The following is a 17772-nucleotide window of genomic DNA, read 5'->3' as shown; positions in this document are numbered from 1 at the left end:
GTTAACAGGATAGGGCTCAAACACACTCAATCAAGCGCGTAATCGTTGCCACCTCATCGCCAGAACACCGCTCAATAAGGCCAATACGGCAGCAGTCAAGACAGCCGCCAGCAAACCGCTTTGCGCAATCATCGCTCCACCCAATATCGCGCCCAATCCGGTTCCTGCATTGGCTGCCGCCACATTCAAGGTTCCTGCCAAGGCCTCAGCCTGCGGCGCAGTCTGCATCACCCGTACCTGACACACCGGAAACAACGCGGTATACGCCAGCCCCCACAAGGCCAGGGCAGGTATCCAGATAAAGAGCGACGAAGCGCCCAGCACCGCGATAATCATCGCTATACCCAACAGGACAGCAAACAAGGCAGTACTGCGCACGGCATTGCGGCCCACCAGTCGGCCACCCCAATAATTGCCCACCAAGCCCACCGCACCAAATCCCATCAAACACCAGCCTACCCAAGCCGCAGGCACCTGCATGACACGCTCCAGCACATCAGCCAGATAGGTATACGCCGTAAACATGGCCGTAAAGACCAGGACAGATAAAGCCACATGTGCCATAACTCGCCCATCTCGCAGCAAACGTGCTTGCTGGGCCAAGCGCACCCGAGCGGTACCTGGAACTGCGGGCATCCAGACAGCCAACGACACCGCCATCAAGAGCGACAAGCCTGCCAGCATCCAGAATGCTCCGCGCCAGCCCATCGTGTCGGCGGCCAGAGTCCCTAAAGGAATGCCAAACAGCAGGGCGGCTGAGATCCCCAGGTAGACCTGTGACACCGCTCGGCCAGCCGCCTCGGGTCCCGCCAATCGGCCCGCTGTTTCACTGGCCATCCCCCAGAACACCGGCAAGGCCATTGCAGGCAGAAAGCGCGCCAAAGCCAGAACCCAGATATTGGGAGCTACTGCGGCCAGGGCATTGGCACCGGCAAAGAGCAGCAAGATCGTGATGAACAAGGGTTTGCGATTCACGTGTGCCAGCATGGCGGTCAGCGGTGGCCCAAACAGCATCACGGTAAAACCAAACAAGGTCAGCAACTGACCGGCCAGAGAAATCGAAATCCCCAGATCACGGGACAGGGCGGGCAACAGGCCCACAATCAAATACTCGGTGGTGACAATGACAAAAGCGGCCGCAGCCAAAATCCCCACAGCCAGGGCGCTGCCGCCGCGCGACGAGCTGTTCGGGTGGACCAGGGTAGACATCATGAACTTCCAGAAATCAAGAAAACCCCAGTCTATTCAAGACCATAAATCCTATCTCTGGTAAATTTTCCACTTATTAAAGACAAAAATTCCAGAATAGGCAGAGCATGATCCCCTCGGAACGACTAAAAGGCATTGCCGCTTTTGTAGCGAGTGTTGATGCAGGCAGTTTTACCGCCGCCGGTCTGGCGCTGAACCTGAGTGGCTCGGCCATCAGCAAAAGCGTCGCCCGTCTGGAGGAGCGCCTGGGCGCGCGCCTGTTGGAACGCAGTACCCGACGTTTAGCCCTGACGGATGCCGGTACAGCCTTCTATCACAGCTGTGTACGTGTGCTGTCAGAGCTGGAACAGGCGGAACAGTCCCTGGCCTCTCACCACGAAGCGCCGCTGGGCAAGTTGCGTATTGATGCTCCGGCCACGTTCGGACGCTTGAAGGTCTGGCCTTTATTGCTTCAGTTACGCCAGCAACACCCTTTGCTGGACATGCATTTGTCCTTGTCAGACCGCTTTGTGGATGTTGTGGAAGAAGGCATAGATTTGGCCGTACGCATTGGCGGCCCGGCCCCGGACTCACCCAATCTGGGCTATCAGCATCTGGGACGCGAACGTCTGATTTTTTGTGCCTCGCCCACCTATCTGGAGCGAGCCGGAACACCCACGACCTTGGCCGAATTGGAGCATCACGACAAGGTTCTTTATGGTCGGGCCGATGGCAGCACCGGCCCTTGGCGCATCCTGCACGACAATGGCCTGACCGACCTGCAGGAACAAAGAGGCGGCCTGGTCGTAGGTAATGCAGAAGCTCAGATTACCGCCGTGCTGGCCCAAGGCGGTATCGCCCAGTTAGCGACTTGGCTGGTTCAAGAGCAATTGGATAAAGGAGAGTTGATCGCCGTGCTGCCGCAACTCGATACCAAGGGGCTGCCGCTTAGTCTGATCTGGCCTATAGGCCGACAACTGCTGCCCAAGGTCAGTGCAACCCTGGCTCATTTAAGCCAGGGTTTGAGCATTGCTTGAATAGTGCAATAAAGGCTTAAACCTGCGCCGCCTTCTCGAAAGCCTGTGTCAGGTCGGCACACAAGTCCTTGGTGGACTCCAGGCCGATATGCAGGCGCACCAAACTGTCCTGGCTTTGTTTCCAATAGCTGTGGCCACCCAGGAAGCTCGTATCTACCAACTGCACCAGGCTTTCAAAGCCACCCCAGGAAAAACCGATACCAAACAGCGTCAGGGCATCCACAAACACACGGGCCTGCGCGTTGTTCAGTCGTAACTGCACCGACAACATGCCGTTAGAGCCAGTGCAATCGCGTTGCCACAAAGCATGGCCAAGATCTTGCGGCCAAGCCGGGTGATAGATACGGGTGACTTCAGGGCGGCTATCCAGAAACTGGCAGACCTTCAGGGCATTGGCGGCGCTTTCACGCATACGGATAGGCAGGGTGCGCACACCACGCAGAGCCAGCCAGGCATCGTCTGCACTGATGGAAAAACCCAAAGCATAGTGATTATCGTGCAAGCGCTTGTTGATCTCCGGGTCGGCCGACATCACCGCGCCCAGCATCAAATCGGAGTGGCCTGCCACGTATTTGGTGCCCGCCACGATGGACACATCAAAACCCAATTCCAGTGGACGATAGATATAGCCCGAGCCCCAGGTATTGTCGGTGACCAGCAGCAAATCATGCTTGCGGCCAAACTCGGCCAAGGCGGGCATATCCAGCATCTGCATCAGCAAGGAACCGGGTGATTCCACGTACACCATGCGGGTGTTGTCCTGCAGATGACGGGCCATTTCCTCGGGGGTCGGCGCGCAGAACGTGGCCTGTATGCCCATGCGACGCAGTACGGTTTTTTCCAGATAGCGCACCGGGCCATACGCACTGTCGGCAATCAGCACGTGATCGCCGGAGTCCAGCAAGGCCAGCAAACCCAAGGTAATGGCTGCCATGCCCGACGGTGCCAGCAAAGCCTGAGTGGCAGATTCCAGCTGACAGAACACCTGCTCCAGCGCGGCATGGGTATCCATGCCCGAGCGCCCGTAGGTAACCGAGCGTTTTTCAGGATCGGCCTTGTCAGCCTGAGCACGGTCCAAGGCATCCAGATTGCGAAAGCGCACCGTACTGGTGCGCATGATGGGCACGGCCACCGGCGCCGCATCCGTATGCGGATCGAACGGGGCCAGACCCGTATGTTGCAAGGCGGTGTCCAGGGCGAGATCAGAGCTCATAGTGTTGGCAGGCGGTAGCAAGAAAAGCTCTACGCTACCACAGGCCAGCAGGCCCGGTCGCCTATGCCGACAGTCACTATATTGCCCCCTCTTATTAAGAGGCGCCCCAGTGTTTAAATGCGCTGGAAACGGTAAACCCCATCCTCGCCCATCTCACGACGCAAACGATCGTCGAAATACAAGGCGTGCAGGTGGGCAATAGCCTCGCCCATGGCGAAAGTCATCTGGTGCGAGTCCAGCTTGCGATGGAACAGCACGGGCAAAATGTCGGCGGCGGTACAAGGCTGGGCACAGGCTTCCAGCACTTCTTCCAGACGCTCGGCATGGTGCTCCTGCTGCTGACGAATGCGCTCGTGCATGCCACGGAAAGGCTTGCCGTGCGAAGGCAGCACCAGGGTGTCCGCGGCCAGATCCTGATAGGACAGCAGGGAGTTCAAATACAAGGGCAAAGGATTGGCGAAAGGCTCGGTATCGAACACGCTGATATTGGTGGAGATACGCGGCAAGAGCATGTCACCGGAGATCAGCACCTTCAGCTCTTCACAGTACAGGGACATATGCTCGGGAGCATGGCCGTAACCCACGATCAGGCGCCAGGGACGACCGGCAATCACCACACGCTGACCATCCATCAAACGAACAAAGCGCTCGGGAACCGAAGGCACCATCGAAGGGTAGTAATCCCCACGGCTGCGAATCTGCTCGCGGGCTTGCTCATCCTGCAGGCCATGACGGACAAAATGCGCTTCTGCCGCCACGCCATTCGGGCCACCGGCCTCCGCGCCAGTCTGGCGTCCACCCGTACCCGACCACAGCTTGGCGGTCGCGTAGTCCGTCATGCTGATCCACAAGGGGGCATTCCAGCGTTGGCACAACCAGTCCGCCAAACCCACATGGTCCGGATGCATATGGGTAACGATCACGCGCAGTACAGGCAAGCCGTCCAGCTCATTTTGAAAAACCTGCTCCCACAGCTCGCGCACTTCGGGACGGGCCACGCCACAGTCCACAATCGTCCAACCCTCGCGGCCATCGATTTGGTCGCGCAATAGCCACAGATTGATGTGATCCAGCGCAAAGGGCAAAGGCATGCGCAACCAGCGCACCCCCGGCGCGACTTCCAGGCTGCCGCCCGCTGGGGGCAGGGTATCTGCCCAGGGATAATTCAATTTTTGTTCGTTAGGATTCATGCTCGCTCCAATGAATGGCTCTTGTAGGGCGTAAGGGCAGACCATACTAAAAGGCCCTAGTTCGCACCCCGGCTCTATGGCATGATAGTTTACGTTTACGTAAATCACACTAAAAATGACCACGACAACCTGGACAATATCGGATCTGGCGCACGAGTTTGGCATCACGCCCCGCACCCTGCGCTTCTATGAAGATCAAGGAATCTTGAGCCCGCTGCGCCAAGGCACTCAGCGCATTTATCAGCCCCGAGATCGCGCCCGCCTGAAACTGGCCCTGCGCGGCAAAAGGCTGGGGCTGCAGTTATCGGAGATTCTGCGGCTGATCAATATGTATGAATCCCCGATGGACACGGCCTCCCAGCTTAAGCACTATCAGGAAGTCCTGAACGAGCACCGCCTGCGCCTGGAGCGTCAGCGGCAGGACCTGGATCAGACCTTGCAGGAGATTCAGGACCAGCTCGACATCTGTCACACCATGAGCGAACAGTTGAAGTTGGAGTCCCGATAAGGGAAAACCCATATATATGACGTTTACGTAAACGTAATATAAATGCAATTCCACAACCCATTTATTTCCACGGAGTGTCTCATGAGCCTGCCCGGCCTGAATTTCGATCTTGGCTCCGACCTGGACATGCTGCGCGACGCTGTCGCCGACTTCTCCCAGGCCGAAATTGCCCCCTTAGCGGCTCAACTGGATCACGATGACCAGTTCCCCATGCACTTGTGGAAGAAGTTCGGTGAGATGGGTTTGCTGGGCATGACCGTTAGCGAAGAATACGGTGGTGCGAACCTGGGCTACCTGGCCCACATGATCGCGATGGAAGAAATCTCCCGTGCCAGCGCCTCGGTGGCCCTGTCCTACGGTGCGCACTCCAACCTCTGTGTGAACCAGATCAACCGCAACGGGACGGAAGCCCAGAAGCAAAAATACCTGCCCAAGCTGATCAGCGGCGAGCATATCGGTGCCCTGGCCATGAGTGAGCCCGGTGCCGGTTCGGACGTGGTCAGCATGAAGCTGCGCGCCGAAAAGAAGGGCGATCGCTACGTGCTCAATGGCTCCAAAATGTGGATTACCAACGGCCCGGACGCTGACACCCTGGTGGTGTACGCCAAAACGGACCCGCAAGCCGGTGCACGCGGCATTACCGCCTTCCTGATCGAAAAAGATTTTGCCGGTTTCTCCGTTGCCCAAAAGCTGGACAAGCTGGGCATGCGCGGCAGCCACACGGGCGAACTGGTGTTCCAGGACTGTGAGGTGCCAGAAGAAAACGTGCTGGGCCAACTGAACGGTGGCGTCAAAGTACTGATGTCCGGCCTGGACTACGAACGCGCCGTGCTGGCCGGTGGCCCGCTGGGCATCATGCAGGCGGTGATGGATGTGGTGATTCCCTACATCCACGATCGCAAGCAGTTCGGCCAGGCCATTGGCGAATTCCAGCTGATTCAAGGCAAGGTGGCCGATATGTACACCACCCTGCAAGCCAGCCGCGCTCTGTGCTACGCCGTGGGCAAGAACCTGGATCGTCTGGGTGCAGGCCACGTGCGTTCCGTGCGTAAAGACTGCGCTGCCGCGATCCTGTACAGCGCTGAAAAAGCCACCTGGATGGCTGGTGAAGGCATCCAGATTCTGGGCGGCAACGGCTACATCAACGAATTCCCCACAGGCCGTCTGTGGCGCGATGCCAAGCTGTACGAGATCGGCGCGGGCACCAGTGAAATCCGCCGCATGCTGATCGGCCGCGAACTGTTCGCTGAAACCGCCTAAAAAGGCAAAGGCATGTCCAACCCTGATTTTGGCGAAACCACCGTCATCACCCCGGTTCAAAAACCGGGGATGACGGCTATCCAGGTAGCCCAGGCCATGCTGGATGGGTTCAATCGCCACTATGCGCTGTTTCGCTACAGCGCCCAGCGCGCCAAGTCTTTATACGAATCGGGCGACTGGCATGGTATTCAGCAGCTCTCGCGCGAACGTATCGAGTACTACGCCACACGGGTGCGCGAATGCGCATCCATGCTTAGCCAGAACCTGCGTCTGCATCAGCCCACGCCATCCGATCCGGCTCATCTGGACGAGGCCCAGCAGCAATTGTGGTTGCAGGCCAAGGCTGAATTTGTGCGTTTGCTCTCGGGCCACCGCCAGCCAGAGTGTGCGGAGACCTTTTTCAACTCCGTCTCCTGCCGCGTGCTGCACCGGCACTACTTCCGCAACGAATTCATTTTCGTGCGACCAGCCGTTGCCACGGATTATCTGGACGGTGCGCTCCCTTCGTATCGGGTCTACTACCCCACCGAAGAAGGTCTGGAAGCCAGCCTGACCAGTATGCTGGCCGACTTCGGCCTGGCCGCCCCCTTTGCCGACCTGCCGCGCGATGTGCGCACGCTGGCTCGCATGGCCGTGCGCCAACTGTGCCGCCGTCTGCCACGTGGCTATGGCTCGCGCATTGGCTCGGATTGCCAGATTCAGGTGCTGAACTCCCTGTTCTTTCGCAACAAGGGGGCCTATGTAGTGGGCCGCCTGATCAATCAGGGTGAAGTGCTGCCGTTTTCGATTGCCATCCTGCATCGCCCCTCGGGACACTTGTATATAGACGCCTTGCTGCACACCACGGACGACCTGTCCACGCTGTTCAGCTTTACCCGCGCCTATTTTCTGGTCGATATGGAAGCGCCGTCGGCCTATGTGGACTTCCTGTCCAGCCTGCTGCCCCGCAAGCCCAAGGCCGAGCTGTACACCGCCATCGGCCTGCAAAAACAGGGCAAGACCCTGTTCTACCGCGACTTTCTGCATCATCTGTCACACTCGCACGATCACTTTGATCTGGCACCCGGTATTGCCGGTATGGTGATGACGGTATTCACCCTGCCGTCCTACCCCTATGTGTTCAAGCTGATCCGCGACCGCATTCAAAAGCAGGGCATGGACCACGCCACGGTGCGCAGCAAATACCAGCTGGTTAAAAAACATGATCGTGTCGGGCGCATGGCCGACACCTGGGACTACGCTCAGGTGGCCTTGCCCAAGGCACGCTTTTCCGAAGCCTTGCTGGAAGAACTTCGCCGCGAAGTGCCCAGCCTGCTGGAAGAGTCCGAGGACACCATCTTGCTGCGCCACGTCTACATTGAACGGCGCATGACCCCGCTGAACCTGTATCTGAATAAAGCCAGCGACCCCGCCCTGAATGCTGCCGTAGAGCAATACGGCAAGGCGATCCGGGAACTGGCCGCCGCCGACATATTCCCCGGCGATATGTTGTTCAAGAACTTTGGCGTGACCCGTCTGGGCCGCGTTGTCTTCTATGACTACGACGAAATCCAGCACATGCGCGAGATGAACTTCCGCGCCATTCCGCCCGCACCGAACGAAGAAGCCGAAATGGCCAGCGAACCCTGGTATCCCATCGGCCCGAACGATGTATTTCCCGAAGAATTCGGCTACTTTCTATTGACCGACCCTCGTATTCGCAAAGCCTTCATGGCCCACCATGCAGAACTGCTGGAGCCTGAATGGTGGACTCAGTGCCGCTTGCGAGTGACACAAGGTCGGATCGAAAATATTTTTCCGTATAACAAAGATCGGCAGCTGCACGAGTTTGCCAAACGCGCGCCGGTCTCCTCTTTGCAACCAGGAGTCTTTCATGACTAATTCCGTTGTCATCGTCTCGATCGCCCGCACCCCTATGGGCGGCATGATGGGTAGCCTATCCGATCTGGCCGCCCACGAACTGGGCGCCGTCGCCATCAAGGCGGCCATGGAGCGCTCGGGCATTCAGGCCGACAAGATCGACGAAGTGATCATGGGTAACGTGCTGCAAGCCGGTCAGGGCCAGGCCCCTGCACGTCAGGCTGCCTTGGGCGCCGGTCTGCCCCAGGGTGTAGCTTGCACCACCATTCATAAAGTGTGCGGTTCCGGTCTGAAAGCCGCCATGTTTGCCCACGACCTGCTCAAGGCAGGCAGCGTGGACGTGGTGGTGGCAGGTGGTCAGGAAAGCATGAGCAATGCTCCCTACCTGCTGCTGAAAGGCCGCGAAGGCTACCGCTACGGTCACTCCACAGTGTATGACCACATGGCCATGGACGGCCTGGAAGATGCGTACAGCCGTGGCACCGCCATGGGTGTGTTCGCTGAAGACTGCGCCAGCAAATACGAGTTCAGCCGCGAAGAGCAAGATGCTTACGCGCTGGAGTCGCTGCGCCGCGCTCGCCAAGCCAGCGATGACGGTAGCTTTGAATGGGAAATTGCGCCAGTCACCATCGCTGGCCGCAAGGGTGATGTCGTTGTTGCCAAGGACGAAGCCCCCACCAAAGCCATGCCCGAGAAGATCCCTACGCTGCGTCCCGCTTTCAAGAAAGACGGCACGATTACCGCTGCCAACGCCTCGTCCATTTCGGACGGTGCCGCCGCCATGGTGATCACCACCGAAGAGAAAGCCAAGGAACTGGGTGCAACTCCACTGGCCCGCATTGTGGCTCACACCCAGCACGCACAGGAACCGGCCTGGTTCACGACCGCTCCAGTCGCTGCTATCCAGAAACTGCTGGATAAAACCGGCTGGAGCGTGGCCGACGTTGATCTGTTCGAGATCAACGAAGCCTTTGCCGTGGTGACCATGGCTGCCATGAAAGAGCTGAACATCCCGCACGACAAGGTCAATATCCATGGTGGCGCAACTGCCCTGGGTCACCCCATCGGTGCATCGGGTGCTCGCCTTCTGGCAACCTTGATCGGCGCACTGCGCAAGACCGGCGGCAAGCGCGGTATTGCCTCGCTGTGCATTGGCGGTGGCGAAGCTGTCGCCCTGGCCATCGAGCTGGTTTAAAGCAAGCTCATCAGCCGGGCTGCGGCCCGGCTGATTTTATGGGCTTTTCTCTATTCTCTTTCCAGGCACGCCATGTCAGTTATTGAATCCCGCATCAATCCGCGTTCCCAAGACTTTCAGGACAACGCCTCGATCATGCAGGCCCTGATCCTTGATCTGCGCCAAAAGCTACAGAAAACCGCCTTGGGTGGCTCCGAATCCTCCCGGCAACGTCATGTGGGTCGCGGCAAGCTGCTGCCCCGCGAGCGCGTCGAACGTCTGCTTGATCTCGGTACGCCTTTTCTGGAGCTCTCGCCTTTGGCTGCCCAGGATGTCTATAACAACGAGTCTCCGGGCGCAGGCATCATCACCGGCATTGGCCGCATTGCAGGCATTGAATGCGTGGTGGTCTGCAACGACGCTACAGTCAAAGGTGGTACTTACTACCCGCTGACCGTCAAAAAGCATTTACGTGCCCAGGAAATTGCCCAACAGAACAATCTTCCCTGCGTGTACCTGGTGGACTCGGGTGGGGCCAACCTGCCCAACCAGGAAGACGTGTTCCCGGATCGGGACCATTTTGGCCGCATCTTCTACAACCAGGCCAATATGTCGGCCCAAGGCATTGCCCAGATTGCTGTCGTGATGGGTTCGTGTACGGCAGGCGGTGCCTACGTTCCAGCCATGAGCGATGAATCCATCATCGTGCGCGACCAAGGCACCATCTTCCTGGGTGGCCCGCCACTGGTGAAAGCTGCAACTGGTGAAGAGGTTAGCGCTGAAGATCTGGGCGGTGGCGATGTGCACACCCGTCTGTCCGGCGTGGCCGACCATCTGGCCGAGAACGATCTGCATGCGCTGGAACTGGCACGCCGCTGCGTCGGCCGCCTGAACCGCGAGAAAAAACTGCCCTGGCCGCTGAAAGAAGTGCGCGAGCCACGCTACGACCCGCAAGAGCTGAACGGCATCATCCCCGCCGACACTCGCAAGCCCTACGATGTACGCGAAGTCATCGCTCGCATTGTGGATGACTCGGATTTTGACGAATTCAAGGCCCGCTTTGGCACCACGCTGGTGACCGGCTTTGCCCATATCCACGGCATGCCCGTGGGCATCATCGCCAACAATGGCATTCTGTTCTCCGAAGCGGCACAAAAAGGTGCCCACTTCATCGAACTGTGCTGCCAGCGCAAGACGCCTCTGGTGTTTCTGCAAAACATCACCGGCTTCATGGTGGGCCGCAAGTACGAAAACGAAGGGATTGCCCGTCATGGTGCCAAGCTGGTCACCGCCGTATCTACCGCGGCCGTGCCCAAGTTCACTGTGATTCTGGGCGGCTCTTTTGGTGCCGGTAACTACGGCATGTGTGGCCGCGCCTTCAGCCCGCGCCTGCTGTTCCTCTGGCCCAATGCCCGTATCTCGGTCATGGGTGGCGAACAGGCGGCCAGCGTTCTGGCTACCGTGCGCCGCGACGGCCTGGAAGCCCGTGGTCAGACCTGGAGTGCCGAGGAAGAAGAAGCCTTCAAGGCCCCCATCCGTGAACAATACGAACATGAAGGCCACCCCTACTACGCCACCGCGCGTCTGTGGGATGACGGCATCATCCAGCCTTCGGATACCCGGCGCGTTCTGGCCCTGGGCCTGTCCGCCGCCTTGAACGCCCCTATTGAAGACACCCGCTTTGGCGTGTTCCGCATGTAAGACAAGGAGACACTGTGTTTCAGACCCTGCTGATAGCCAATCGCGGTGAAATTGCCTGCCGGGTGGCCGCCACTGCCCGCAGCCTGGGGCTGCGTACCGTTGCGGTTTACTCCGACGCGGACGCCGACGCCCAGCACGTACGTGCTTGTGATCAAGCCGTGCGCATCGGTGGCCCCGAGCCACGCGATAGTTACCTGAAGATCGACGCCATTCTGGAAGCCGCCCGTGCCACTGGCGCGAATGCCATCCACCCTGGCTACGGCTTTCTGTCCGAGAACGAGCACTTTGCTCGCGCTTGTGAAGAAGCCGGCATTATTTTTGTAGGCCCACCTGCTCAAGCCATTGCGGCCATGGGCAGCAAGTCCGCCGCCAAATCCCTGATGGAAAAAGCCGGTGTGCCTCTGGTGCCCGGTTATCACGGCGACAACCAGGACCCCGACTTCCTGCACCAACAAGCCGACAACATCGGCTACCCCGTGCTGATCAAAGCCAGTGCTGGCGGTGGCGGCAAGGGCATGCGCATTGTGGAAGAGTCCGGTGCGTTCCTGGAAGCCTTGCGCTCTTGCCAGCGCGAAGCCGCCAGCAGCTTTAGCGACGACCGCGTGCTGATCGAGCGCTACATCACCAAGCCACGCCATATCGAAATCCAGGTCTTTGGTGACCAGCATGGCGAGTACGTGTACCTGTTCGAGCGCGATTGCTCGGTACAGCGTCGTCACCAGAAAGTGATTGAAGAAGCTCCCGCCCCCGGCATGACGCCCGAACGTCGCCAGGCTATGGGCGAAGCCGCCATTGCAGCAGCCCGTGCGGTGAACTATGTGGGCGCAGGCACGGTGGAGTTCATTGCCGAGCAGGACGGACGTTTCTACTTCATGGAAATGAATACCCGTCTGCAGGTGGAACACCCCGTCACCGAACTGATTACCGGCCACGATCTGGTGGAATGGCAGCTGCGTGTGGCCGATGGCCAGCCTTTGCCTGCCAAGCAGGAAGAGCTGAGCATCAATGGTCACGCCATTGAGGTTCGCATCTACGCAGAAAACCCCGATAAGGACTTCCTGCCCTCCATCGGTACGCTGCGCAGCTTGCAATACCCCGCCCATGCGTCCTTCACCTCCGGTGATGTGCGTATCGACAGCGGCGTGCGTGAAGGCAGCGTCATCAGCCCCTTCTACGATCCCATGATCGCCAAGGTCATCACCCATGGTGCTGATCGTGAACAGGCCCGCCGTCGCCTGATCCGCACGCTGGCTGACACCCAGGTGGCTGGCGTACACACCAACAAGACTTTCCTGCAACGCCTGCTGGGCGATGAAGCCTTTGCCCAGGCCGATCTGGATACGGGTCTGATTCCACGTCGTCACAATGCGCTGTTCCCCAGCAATCAGGACGTTCCAGCGTCTGTGCTGGCCTTCGCCGCCTGCACTGTGCTGACTCACCAGGGTATGAGTGGGCAAGCCCAGAACTCCGACCCCTGGGCGGTGCATGACGCCTGGCGTCTAAGCGGAGACTACGATCAGAAAGTGGCCTTGCAACTGGGCGAACAAACTCACGAAGTACTGCTGCAACGTCGTGAAGACCAGTGGCAGATCACACTGGGCGAGACTCAACACGCGCTGCGCTGGCAAGCCGAGACAACCGCTGGTCTGGCCAACACCCTGACCTTGCGTCTGTGGCTGGATCAGGTCGAATACCGCGCCCAGGTGCTGCAAGATGGCGACCATCTGCAAGTTGCCCAGGCCGGTTCGGACTGGACTCTGGCCGTGATCGACACCTTGGCCAGCGCCGGTACCAACAGCCAGGAAGCCCACGGCGGCCGTCTGACCGCTCCCATGCCCGGCAAGATCATTGCCCTGAACGTGGGCGCTGGTGACAGCGTCAAGCAGGGTGATGTGCTGCTGGTCATGGAGGCCATGAAGATGGAACACTCCATTCAGGCACCGGCTGATGGCACCGTGGCCGAGCTGTTCTTTGCCGTGGGCGATCAAGTGCCCGAAGGCGCTGAACTGGTCACCATGGAGAGCTGAAACTCCTCCCTTCCAGCCCGTGTAAAACGCATTGCCGGGCTGGGAAAATAGGCGTAAAGTCGCACTAACAAGAGCCCCCGTTCAAGGGGCTCTTGCCGTTAAGAACGACTCATGACCGCCCAACCCCTTACCCCTTACTGTGGTCGCTTTGCGCCTAGTCCCAGTGGTCCCTTGCACGAGGGTTCACTGGTGGCAGCTATGGCCAGCTACCTGGATGCACGCGCCCAGAACGGGCGCTGGCTACTGCGCATTGAAGATATAGACACGCCACGCGTGGTCGCAGGGGCTGACCAGATCATCATGCAGCAGTTGCAAGGTCTGGGCATGCGCTGGGATGGCGAGGTGCTTTGGCAAAGCCAGCGGCAGGCACGCTATCAAGAAGTGTTTGATGGCCTGCGCGAGCGAGATCTTGTCTACGGCTGCGCCTGCACCCGTCAGGAAATTCTGGCGGCTTCCATGCCGGTTGCCCCGGATTCGCATGAATATCCCTATGCAGGCACCTGCCGCCACGGCATCCCGGCAGACCGTGCCATCCGTGCTTGGCGGCTGCGTGTCCCGGAAGGGGTGGAACACTTCACCGATCGCTGGGCCGGGCCGCAGCAACAGGACGTAGCCAAAGAAGTCGGGGACTACATCCTTAAGCGCGCCGACAAGCTCTGGGCCTACCAGTTTGTTGTGGTCATTGATGATGCGGACAGCCAGATCACTGACGTTGTACGCGGCGCGGATTTGCTCAGCTCCACGGCCCGCCAGCGCGTATTGCAAAAAGTCCTGGGCCTGCCTGTACCGCGCACGTTGCACGTGCCGCTGGCCTGCGATGAGCAAGGCCGCAAGCTCTCCAAACAGAACCATGCCCCGGCCTTTGACCTGGACCATCCTATGGAGACGCTACAACGCGTCTGGGCCTTTCTGGGGTTTGCTCCCGTAGCTGCGAACACCTTGGACGAGTTCTGGAGCCAGGCCATCAGTGCGTGGACGCAGCGCTTCCCGCTGCCTGCGGAGCCAAGCCCGAACAGCTGAGCCACGAGCCGAGGCTGGATGCGGATGCGGATGCGGATGCGGATGCGGATGCGGATGCGGATGCGGATGCCACCTAGGGTTTCAAATAAACGACAGTTTCTGCCCCAACAATCGATTTATGTTTCAATCATAAAGACGCCCCGCCGCAAAGGGCGTCTGCCAGAGCAGACCCAGGCAAAAAGCAGTCTGGATGCGCAAGGCAAGACCCATCCATCCCCTGAACACCCCATTTGCCCCCTACCGCAAATCAGCGTAAAGTTTGGTCACTGGTTACCGAAATCACGCAGTTTTTTTAATCACTTAGGACGGCAACCTTATACCCATGTTTGATATCCTGGTTTATCTATTCGAGACGTATTACAACCCCCAGTCCTGTCCCAAGGCGGAGGTTCTGGCCCACAAGCTGGCGGCTATTGGCTTTGAAGACGAGGACATCAACGACGCACTGGGCTGGTTACATGCACTGGGCGAGACCTCGCAACAGTGTCAGCCTACGGCTCAACTCAGTCCCAACAGTCAGCGTATTTTTTCTGAGCACGAGCAGAATGTGCTGGGCGCTGACGCGATGGGTTTCATCACCTTTTTGCAAAATTCCGGCGCTCTTACCGCCCACCTGCGCGAAATCCTGATTGAAAGCGCCATGACGGTGGACGAAAGCCCGGTCTCGTTGGACAAAATAAAAATTGTCGCCCTGATGGTTTTGTGGAGCCACGAAGCCGAAATCGATCACCTGATCTTTGAAGAGCTGCTCAGCGACGACTCCACCCGTCAGTCCCACTAAGCTGATACACAGGAACCTATTTTTTGTTCAGGAAACGGCCCCGATAAAGAGGGTCCTTCAACACAAAAAGCCAAGGCCCGAATCCGGCGCTACATCGGACTCGGGCCTTTTTGATTGGGCTTGCTGCTGACTGGCTCTGGCTTGGTCACCTCTATAGAAACAAGTCCCAGATACGAAAAAGCCGGATTGTCTTTATTAGATAGAGGCAATCCGGCTACAGGCTATTGAGCGCAACTGATCAGGTCAGGCTCACTTGATTTCCTTTCTGTCCTTGTCCAGCATCGCGCGCAGCAGGCTTTGTCCCCCCTCAACCACCGCAAACTCACCATAACGGGCGGCATCGAAGCGATCTGCCGAGCCTTCAGCGAAGAACCAGGCATCTGTTCCAGGCGTCCAGTTACTGCGGTGACGACGCATGCGCAAGCGCATCACATCGGAAGGCTCAGCCACAGGGCCTTCTTCGGTCCACAGACGCTCCTGGCCGTCCTGCTCCAGATAAACACCCTTGAGCTGCGCCACCTTGTTCGCATCCAGCTGCACAGCCACAACCACCCACTGCTGAGCGTCCATCTTGGCAAGCACGTCCTTGGGCAAGCCCCAGGACAGGGCAGACAGATTCTGCGACAGGGCAAAGTTCAAGGACATATAGTCGCCCTGCATCAACGAACGGGGATCCACCGGAGCCAGCTCCAGCAACACCGTCTGACCATCGCTCAAGATACGTTCCTTTTGCACGATAGCCACGTTGGCCACGCCCAGCACCAGCACCGTCCCCAACAGAACGCTGGCAACCATACCTTTGGGGGCCTGCTGCGGCGCGGCTACCGCCCCTGCCTTCTTGCGGCTCAACTGCCCCAAATAGGCAAAGACCAGACATCCCACCCCGGTTGCCAGCAACAGTTCAGCCTTATCCAACAAGCTGATATTCAGGATGTAGTACAGACGCCAGAGGCAGAACAGGCCCATTGCCACGGCCACGGCCAACAAGCTGAGATAGCGCCAGGCATAAGCCACCAGAATCCAGCTCAAGGCCAGGGCCACTGGCGGATAGGGTGTCCAGACCGCGCACAAAACGGCCATCCCCAGCAAGGCAATGCCATAGACCAGGGGCTGGTCACGCCAGCCGCGCCAATAAAACGCCAGTATCGCCAAAGGAGCCATCGCCAGCAGAAAGCCAGCTACGGTCAGGTAAGGCCGCGACTCGTCCCAGAAGGGCATGGAATAAAACAGCGTGCCCGCCGAAACAAGATGAATCTGGGAAGCGAGCAGCAAGGACCAGAACAAGGGCAGCCAGAAATGCGGTTTACGCTCACCACGCAAATAAAGATGTCCTAACAACAAGGCAGCAAAGAACATGAATGCCGCGGGCATTTCCAGCACCCAATAAGGCATCATGGTCCAGCGATCAAACAAGCGCTCGATCACCAGAAACTCGATCGCGGCCAGTGCCCAAATCACCAGCAACATGCGCAATACGAACTGGCCTTTGGCAAGCCTGTACAGCAAGGTGCTGATCACGACGGCTATCATGGCGCTGGCCTCAGGTGGCCAGGGGTAGCGCATGTCCACAAGCGGCGCGCTCAGCAAGAGCAGCGCACACGCAACCCAGCCGCCGACCAGATCCCGGCTGGGTACTGAGTGAGCCTTGCCAAACAGCACGGGGGACACCAGAGCCATGATGCCACCCAGTACACCTAGCGCTTCCAGACTCAAGTCCAGAGAAACAGCCAGGTACAGCAGAATAATCAGCGGTAACAGCAGGTAGAGGAACAGCTTGATCACGCGCAGATACCAGGGGTGATGCTCGTCACTGTCCTGAAGCGCCGAGGCGTCGGCCTGCCCCCCGTCTTGTAACGGGGCAGCAGCGTCAGCTTGAACGCTAGCCTGTGCGTGGGCCAAGGTCTCTGCTGTTGAGGCGGCAGGACTTGTTGCCATTGCTGCGTTCACTGGTGCTTGAGTTGCTGCCGCTTCGCTACCATGAGTCCGTCGCCAACGGACGACCTGTTGCTGCAGGAAGCGCAGCAAGCCCAGACCCAGGCCCACAATCACCACCACGATCAGCAGGAACGCATCGCTTGCATACTCGATAATCAGCATGCTCAAGGAGCCATACGCACCGAACGAGGCCAAGGACATGATCAGCAAATCCGGGCGGCGGTAGTGATAAATACCGTACAGCACCAGGAACAGGACCAGCCCCAGCAGGAAGTTGCCTTCCATGACCTGGGCACCGATGAAAAAACCCACCGCAATTGCTGCCACACGCGGCACGATGCGCCACGGGTCATGACGCGCACGCCAGATGGTTTCGGCGGCCAGCAACAACAGCGCATTGACTGCCAGAGCTAGCAAGGTCTGCGAGGTGTAACTGCGCCCGAACCAGCCCAAGCGGGCAACGTCTATCCATAAGTACAAGGCGGTATTGATCAGTACTAGCCACAGCACCGACAGAAAGACACTGCGCACTGTGAATACCCAAGGTATGATCAGCACAGTCCACAATGCGAAAAGTTGCCAAGGGTCTGCGCCAGTCTGATAAGTCTGGCCAATCAGCGCAAGCAAACCGCCCGTGGCCACGGCGGCCAGGCCGGTCAAAGCAGCAGGCACTCCCAGATCATGACCCCAGCCACCGGAACGTCGGCGAAACAGCAAGGCCAGCCCTGCAGAAACCAGCACGGCACCTTGAGCCAGGGCAAATTTGGCTACGTGCCCCCAGTTTTCCCAATTGGCCGCAATCCAGGTCACCAGACCACTAGCGAGCAGCAAAACGGCCAAACCCCAGGCCAGTTTTGTCAGAAACACTCGCCAGTCTG

The 17772-nt window shown here is 58.7% G+C and carries 13 protein-coding genes; 9 read left to right on the top strand and 4 right to left on the bottom strand.

Annotated elements, in window-relative coordinates; all coding sequences use genetic code 11:
• Positions 1–30: 30 nt before the first annotated feature.
• On the bottom strand, positions 31–1209 hold the full coding sequence (locus tag U2949_RS12205; RefSeq protein WP_321288120.1) for an MFS transporter: 1179 nt from the start codon (positions 1207–1209) through the stop codon (positions 31–33).
• Positions 1210–1316: 107 nt separating this feature from the next.
• On the opposite strand from U2949_RS12205, the gene U2949_RS12200 reads away from it, so the two are divergent.
• Positions 1317–2225: a LysR family transcriptional regulator gene (locus U2949_RS12200; protein ID WP_321288000.1), complete on the top strand. Its 909-nt coding sequence runs from the start codon at positions 1317–1319 to the stop codon at positions 2223–2225.
• A 16-nt stretch (positions 2226–2241) separates the two neighbouring features.
• Here the strand turns inward: U2949_RS12200 and metC are convergent, their stop codons facing one another.
• Positions 2242–3438 (bottom strand): cystathionine beta-lyase, encoded by a 1197-nt coding sequence (gene metC, locus U2949_RS12195; RefSeq protein ID WP_321287998.1) that lies wholly within the window; start codon positions 3436–3438, stop codon positions 2242–2244.
• Between the two features lie 113 nt (positions 3439–3551).
• A complete protein-coding gene (locus tag U2949_RS12190; RefSeq protein WP_321287996.1) occupies positions 3552–4628 on the bottom strand; it encodes an MBL fold metallo-hydrolase in 1077 nt (358 codons plus the stop codon).
• Between the two features lie 115 nt (positions 4629–4743).
• On the opposite strand from U2949_RS12190, the gene U2949_RS12185 reads away from it, so the two are divergent.
• The 8 genes from U2949_RS12185 (at position 4744) to U2949_RS12150 (ending at position 14959) form a co-directional block, all read left to right on the top strand.
• Positions 4744–5136, top strand: coding sequence for a MerR family transcriptional regulator (locus U2949_RS12185; RefSeq protein WP_009463587.1), 393 nt, complete (start codon positions 4744–4746; stop codon positions 5134–5136).
• Positions 5137–5217: 81 nt separating this feature from the next.
• Positions 5218–6396 (top strand): isovaleryl-CoA dehydrogenase, encoded by a 1179-nt coding sequence (locus tag U2949_RS12180; RefSeq protein ID WP_063690996.1) that lies wholly within the window; start codon positions 5218–5220, stop codon positions 6394–6396.
• Between the two features lie 69 nt (positions 6397–6465).
• Positions 6466–8277 carry a bifunctional isocitrate dehydrogenase kinase/phosphatase gene (gene aceK, locus U2949_RS12175; protein ID WP_321288118.1) on the top strand — a complete coding sequence of 604 codons (1812 nt, stop codon included), beginning with the start codon at positions 6466–6468 and terminating at the stop codon, positions 8275–8277.
• Positions 8270–9451 (top strand): acetyl-CoA C-acyltransferase, encoded by a 1182-nt coding sequence (locus U2949_RS12170; protein WP_026483863.1) that lies wholly within the window; start codon positions 8270–8272, stop codon positions 9449–9451. The genes aceK and U2949_RS12170 overlap by 8 nt, the downstream gene beginning before the upstream one ends.
• Positions 9452–9523: 72 nt before the next feature.
• Positions 9524–11131 (top strand): carboxyl transferase domain-containing protein, encoded by a 1608-nt coding sequence (locus U2949_RS12165; protein ID WP_321287994.1) that lies wholly within the window; start codon positions 9524–9526, stop codon positions 11129–11131.
• A gap of 14 nt (positions 11132–11145) precedes the next feature.
• Positions 11146–13158 (top strand): acetyl/propionyl/methylcrotonyl-CoA carboxylase subunit alpha, encoded by a 2013-nt coding sequence (locus tag U2949_RS12160; RefSeq protein WP_321287992.1) that lies wholly within the window; start codon positions 11146–11148, stop codon positions 13156–13158.
• Between the two features lie 111 nt (positions 13159–13269).
• The gene (gene gluQRS / locus U2949_RS12155; protein ID WP_321287990.1) at positions 13270–14178 is read left to right on the top strand and encodes a tRNA glutamyl-Q(34) synthetase GluQRS; all 909 of its coding nucleotides are present in this window, start codon (positions 13270–13272) and stop codon (positions 14176–14178) included.
• A gap of 322 nt (positions 14179–14500) precedes the next feature.
• The gene (locus tag U2949_RS12150) at positions 14501–14959 is read left to right on the top strand and encodes a Smg family protein (RefSeq protein ID WP_042484796.1); all 459 of its coding nucleotides are present in this window, start codon (positions 14501–14503) and stop codon (positions 14957–14959) included.
• A gap of 249 nt (positions 14960–15208) precedes the next feature.
• Here U2949_RS12150 and U2949_RS12145 read toward each other — a convergent pair whose 3' ends face one another.
• Complete coding sequence (locus U2949_RS12145; RefSeq protein ID WP_321287988.1) at positions 15209–17761, bottom strand: GDYXXLXY domain-containing protein; 2553 nt, start codon at positions 17759–17761, stop codon at positions 15209–15211.
• Positions 17762–17772 lie beyond the last annotated feature (11 nt).

Origin of the sequence: Alcaligenes phenolicus (genome assembly GCF_032063905.1) — a bacterium.
Classification (GTDB): Bacteria; Pseudomonadota; Gammaproteobacteria; order Burkholderiales; family Burkholderiaceae_B; genus Alcaligenes; species Alcaligenes phenolicus.
This window is presented reverse-complemented; position numbering and strand designations above follow the sequence as displayed.

What these genes read in the sequence shown, in the direction of transcription:
- U2949_RS12205 (WP_321288120.1), bottom strand. Translation starts at nt 1,209, where the DNA reads ATGTCTACCCTGGTCCACCCGAACAGCTCGTCGCGCGGCGGCAGCGCC.
- U2949_RS12150 (WP_042484796.1), top strand. Translation starts at nt 14,501, where the DNA reads ATGTTTGATATCCTGGTTTATCTATTCGAGACGTATTACAACCCCCAG.
- gluQRS (WP_321287990.1), top strand. Translation starts at nt 13,270, where the DNA reads ATGACCGCCCAACCCCTTACCCCTTACTGTGGTCGCTTTGCGCCTAGT.
- U2949_RS12185 (WP_009463587.1), top strand. Translation starts at nt 4,744, where the DNA reads ATGACCACGACAACCTGGACAATATCGGATCTGGCGCACGAGTTTGGC.
- U2949_RS12190 (WP_321287996.1), bottom strand. Translation starts at nt 4,628, where the DNA reads ATGAATCCTAACGAACAAAAATTGAATTATCCCTGGGCAGATACCCTG.
- metC (WP_321287998.1), bottom strand. Translation starts at nt 3,438, where the DNA reads ATGAGCTCTGATCTCGCCCTGGACACCGCCTTGCAACATACGGGTCTG.
- U2949_RS12200 (WP_321288000.1), top strand. Translation starts at nt 1,317, where the DNA reads ATGATCCCCTCGGAACGACTAAAAGGCATTGCCGCTTTTGTAGCGAGT.
- U2949_RS12165 (WP_321287994.1), top strand. Translation starts at nt 9,524, where the DNA reads ATGTCAGTTATTGAATCCCGCATCAATCCGCGTTCCCAAGACTTTCAG.
- U2949_RS12180 (WP_063690996.1), top strand. Translation starts at nt 5,218, where the DNA reads ATGAGCCTGCCCGGCCTGAATTTCGATCTTGGCTCCGACCTGGACATG.
- U2949_RS12170 (WP_026483863.1), top strand. Translation starts at nt 8,270, where the DNA reads ATGACTAATTCCGTTGTCATCGTCTCGATCGCCCGCACCCCTATGGGC.
- aceK (WP_321288118.1), top strand. Translation starts at nt 6,466, where the DNA reads ATGACGGCTATCCAGGTAGCCCAGGCCATGCTGGATGGGTTCAATCGC.